Annotated in this window: 2 protein-coding genes; one reads left to right on the top strand and one right to left on the bottom strand. The window is 65.7% G+C overall.

What is annotated here, in order from left to right; all coding sequences use genetic code 11:
- The first annotated feature begins 211 nt into the window (after positions 1–211).
- Entirely contained in the window at positions 212–1,480 is a 1,269-nt protein-coding gene (locus NS2_RS34940) for a Shedu immune nuclease family protein (protein WP_197707898.1), read from the top strand.
- 91 nt (positions 1,481–1,571) lie between these two features.
- On the opposite strand, the gene NS2_RS34945 is transcribed toward NS2_RS34940, so the two are convergent.
- On the bottom strand, positions 1,572–5,006 hold a 3,435-nt coding region (locus NS2_RS34945; protein WP_147207435.1), incomplete at its 5' end, for an ATP-dependent DNA helicase.

Raw genomic sequence — 5,006 nt, forward strand, 5'->3', positions numbered from 1 at the left:
AGTACTAAGATCGATCTCGTGGTTGCCGACTCTTGTCTTCACCCTCACTCGGTCGTGATCGATCGGCCCCCTGCCGGCGCGTTCAGTGCAATGGGGCCAACGCGGAGTCGGCGTGCGTAACCGTCATAGGGCAGCGGTCTGGCTCGGGAGCCTTGGCTGAACGGGCGCAGTGGTTCGATGACGCGGGTTCTCTCGAAGAAGGAACAAGGCAATGGTGCATCCCCTTTTCGACGAGTTGAGGAGCAAGGCGATGGCGAATCCCATTTTCGACGAACTCCTGATGTCGAGCACCGACAAAGAGTTCGACGTCGAAGGCGGTGATTTCTCGCAGCTGGAGATCCGTCAGAGCCAGGAGCATTCGTCCTTTCACTATTTCTACGACAAGCAGGCTCGGCGCCTCGTCGTCGACTTCGTGCTGAACGATGGGGCGCGGGTGGCGACCATCTGTTCCGTCACTCTGGTGCGGGTCGACGATCAGTACACCCCACGTCTCAAGTTCTGGAAGAAGGACAAGACGAAGCCCGGCAAGGCGGCGCTGGAGCTGCCGCTGCCTGATCTGCCCGAGTATCGAATGATCAAGGCGCTAGTCGACACCGACAGCGGCCACCGGAACTTCTGGAAACTCGTCAACTATCTCCAAGCGTGCACGGAGATCTCGCTGCCGAGCGACCAGTTCCATCTCGTCGCGGAGAACAGCACGCGCTTGGTCGAGATGCTCGAGGGCAGCGACAAGGACATGCTCGTCGCGGCGATGGCCAAACTGATCGGGGGAACGGTCACCCAGGCCGACCTCGATCTCATCGCCGGCCGAAAAGGGCAGCTCGACTACTTCCAGGACCTCCTGATGGAGAAGTCATTCTTCGAGGAGGAGAGGCGACGCCGGTCGAAGAAGCCGACACCGCTGAAGCCGGAATCGCTCTGGCAAGCGTTCTTCGAAGAGAATCAGTGGGTGTTCGGTTACGGGCTGAATCTCGTGGCCTGTGAGTCCTACGATCCGGCGAAGCTGGAGCTCCCGACCACCGGGGCCAATGCTTTCGACGGAGCTGGTAAGCGAGTCGACGCCCTGCTCCGCACACGTGGCCAGTTGAGCAGTCTGATGTTCTGCGAGATCAAGCGTCACGACACCCCGCTCCTCGACCCGAAGCCCTATCGGATTCCCGACGTCTACCGCCCGAGCGAAGAACTCTCAGGTGCCGTGTGCCAGGTTCAGAAGACCGCAGACAAAGCAATCCGCGCGATTCGGGACCATCTGTACGCGGCTTACAACAGGGACGGTGCTCCCGCCGGCTTCGACGTAGCGACCATTCGACCTCGTCAGGTCGTGGTGGCCGGGATGGCCAGCCAGTTCGAAGAAGACAACGGGTTGAACAGGGAGAAGGTTTCGTCCTTCGAGCTTTATCGGCGTTCGGTCAGTGACGTGGAGGTCATCACGTTCGATGAGTTGCTTGCGAGGGCAAGGTTCATCGTCGCCGACGACTGAGATGACCGGAAGGCGGCATGGCAGGGCGCAAATCGACGTTGCCGCCCAAAAGTCGAGGATTGGCCGCAATTCCATGGCTGATCTCGGTTCTTCATATGCCGCGACGACGCCGCCTGGTGGCTCTGGGAGTTGCTGGCTTGATGCGGCGGCGTCCATATGCGGCGGTGGTCGGCTTCGGTGCGGACGGACGTGGGGCGGGAGTAGGTTCGCTGGGCTGGGTGTCTGGAGGCATGGTCGCATGTGCCGGTGCGGGGATGTGTCGGTGTCGTTGTGCGCGGCGGATTCTCTGGCGGAGTTCGTCGGCGAAATCGGCTAGTCGCTCGTCGCGGTCGGGGTAGTCGGGAATCGGTCGGAATTCGCCTGTGTAGGTCCTGTCGGTGAGCGCGCGGAAGTCGGTGTCGTCGCTGGGTTGAGGGTCTGGGAGGTGTTGGAGGATCCAGGTGTCGGCGCGGTCGCGGAGCTCTCGCGCGGGGTCGTGTGTGAGGAGCAGGGACGCGCCCAGGTCGTTGTAGTCGTCGGTGGCGATGGCCGCGATGAGGGTGTTGGTGTCGAGGCCGTGTGCGTCGGCGAGGGCGATGGTGTCCAGCAGGGGTGTCCAGTTTCGGGAGTTGCCGGCCATGCGGTAGAGGACGGCGGGCAGCGCGATGTAGAGGCCGCGTTCGGTGTGGGTGTCGGCGAGTTCCTGGACGTAGTGGTGGTAGTCGGCGCGCATTCGTTCCAGTCGTTCGGGGCTCGTGCTGGGCCAGTCGGCGACGGTGTCGGTGCCGGAGTCGGTGAAGGGCGGCGCGGTGAGGGTTTCCGAGGCGTTGACACGGGCGACGAGGGCAAATGGGTCGTATGTGTCTGTGGCGGGAAAGGTTTCGGCCGTCGAGTTGTCCGGGAGGGGTGCGAAGGTGTCGCGGGTCGGTGTGGATTCTGGACGTGAGTCATCGTTTGTGGTCGCCGCGGCGGGCGTGGTTGCCGCGTTCGCCGGAAGTGCGGCGTCGGCGTTGGGGCCCAGGATTCGTCGGCGGAGTTCGCTTGCATAGCCGGCCAGGTCGGCGTCGATGCCGGGAAATGCGGTCGAGATCGGCGGGCAGCGGCAAGGGAAGGGTGCGTCACGCAGCGCGCGGAACCGTGGCTGTGTGGTGAGGGCCGAGGTTGTGTTGAGCTGTGTGACGAGGCGGATCAGACTGTCTTGGCTTGCGGTGGGAAGGGTTTCGATCGGAGCGGTGGTGAGGGGGTCGGGTCGGGCGGGGAGATGGTCGTGGATCCACCGGTCGGCGCGGGCGCGTAGTACGGCGGCGGTGTCGCGGGCGTGGGTGAGGGATTCGCCGAGGTCTTGGTAGTCGTTGGTGGCGATGGAGGCGACGAGTTCGCCGGTGTCGAGGCCGTGGGCGTCGGCGAGAGCGAGGGTGTCGAGCAACTCAGTGTATTTCATTGATTTGCGGGCGTCGTGGAGGAAGACGACCGGTAGTGCTCGATCGAGCAGATGCTCGGCGCGTGCGTGAGCGAGGAGCTCGTAGGCGTGCTGGAATGCCATACGGATTCGACTGTCGGCGGCGGCTTGTTCGGCGCGCATGACGTCGGTGGCGGAGAGATTGTCGTCGTCGCGGGCGAGGACGCGGGCGAAGCCGCGGAAGGGTTCTTGGGAGTCGTCGGGTTGCTGGTCGCCGGAGATGTCGACGAGGGCGTCGGTGGCGACGTAGAGGTGGTTGAGTTCGGATCCGCGGGTGAGTCCGACGTAGGCCAGGGCGCGGCCGAGGGTGGCGTTGAGCAGCATGCGGGCGCGGCGGACGGTGATGCCTTGGGCGCGGTGGGCGGTGGTGGCGTATCCCAGTTCGACGTGCTCGCCGATGTATTCGGCGGGCAATCGCACGGTGCCGCGGTGGGTGGTGCCGGTGACGGTGATGGAGCTGTCGTGGTGGATGCGGTGGATGCGCCACAGGTCGCCGTTGTCGACGCCGGTGCCTTTGCGGATGCCGCCGAGGATCTTGAGACGGGAGTTGTTGTGGCGGGTGACGACGATGTCGCCGCGGTAGCCGCAGTGCCCGTCGGACAACAGGATTCGCCCGCCGTCGGCGCGGACACGGCCGGTGGACAGGTGCGCTGCTTGGGTGGCGGCGTTCAGTTTGGAGACGTCGTCGAGGGTCGCGGCGATCATGACCGAGGAGATTCCGGCCGCGGTGTCGGCGAGATAGGCGGCGAGGATCTCGGTGCGCAACTGGTCGCTCATCCCGTGGCTGATGCGGCCGCGACTGTCGTAGAACTCCCAGGCGTGCTTGGCTTTTCCCACGCGGACGGCGAGAGTGGCTTCGGCCTCCTCGGGATCGTGGAACCGCACCAACTGGTCGAGTTCGGGGGCGTGGGTGTCGTGGGCGATGGTCCGGACGATGCCGCCGGACTCGACCGCCGAGAGCTGCTCGGGGTCACCGACACCGCGGATTACCGCGCCGTGAGCGACCGCCAGTGACAGCAGTGCGTCGAGGTCGAAGGTGGCGGCCATGGCCGCCTCGTCGACCAGAATCATTGTCCCTGGGCACAATCCGGTGGGCACGCCGAAGTCGATCTGGGCGAAGAGTTTGTCGATGGTGCGGGCCGGGGTGTGCAGGCTGGCACCGAGTTCGCGTGCCGCCGAGGCCGACGGGGCCAGCGCGATGACGGTGCGGCCCGAGCTTTGCCAGGCGTCGGCGACGGCTTTCATGGCGGTGGTCTTGCCGCTGCCGGCGGGGCCGATCGTGACGGCGAGCCGGGTGCCGACGGTGCACAGGTAGCGGGCGATGGCTTGTTGGCCGGGGTTGAGGCGGTGCGGCTCAGTCTTCTCGGTACGGGCGATGGCGGCGTCGACCTCACGTGCGGACAGGAGTTCTCCGGTGGGCGTGCGCGCGGCGTCGAGCAGGCGGGTTTCGGCGTCGAGCACGGCAGTCGAGGTGTAGCGGGTGGCACCGGTGAGGGTGAAAATGCTCTCCCCGGAAGCGCGGGCCACTGCGGCCGGAACGGGGTCTGGGTCGATGGACAGCTGCAGGGAGTGGGTATCGCGGACCAGGGCGGTGACGTGCTCGACCGCGGCCCGCTGCGCATTGTCATCGGCGAAGTCGCAGACTCCGAGACGGTCCTCGACCGCGGAGCGGATGTTGGCTTCGGTCCAGGTCGCGCGACGACGCGCGACGATCTCGGCGACCTCGATCGCGATCAGTTCCGGGGCGTACACCGCCCGGGCGGCCGCTCGGGCGGTGGTCTGGATTCGTTCGAGCAGCGCCTCGTCGGGCTCGGGAGTAAACCGCGCGGTCAGCACGGTGTGAGCGTGTGTTCGAGCCCGGATCGACTCGAACAGATAGCGGTCGAGTCGGTAGGTGATCGCCTGCCCGATGACTGCGGGCGGGGCTGTCAGCACACCGGTGACCCCGCCGAGATCGACACCGACCGCGACAGCCGCCTCGTCCGGATCGAATCGGCGCGGTTCGTCGGGATGCCTGTGCTCCCACAGCCATTCGTCGACGAACCGTGCTCCGGCCGAGCCGTGTCCGAACAGGCACCGGTAGTGTCG

Source organism: Nocardia seriolae NBRC 15557 (genome assembly GCF_007990715.1).
In the GTDB taxonomy this organism is placed as follows: Bacteria; Actinomycetota; Actinomycetes; order Mycobacteriales; family Mycobacteriaceae; genus Nocardia; species Nocardia seriolae.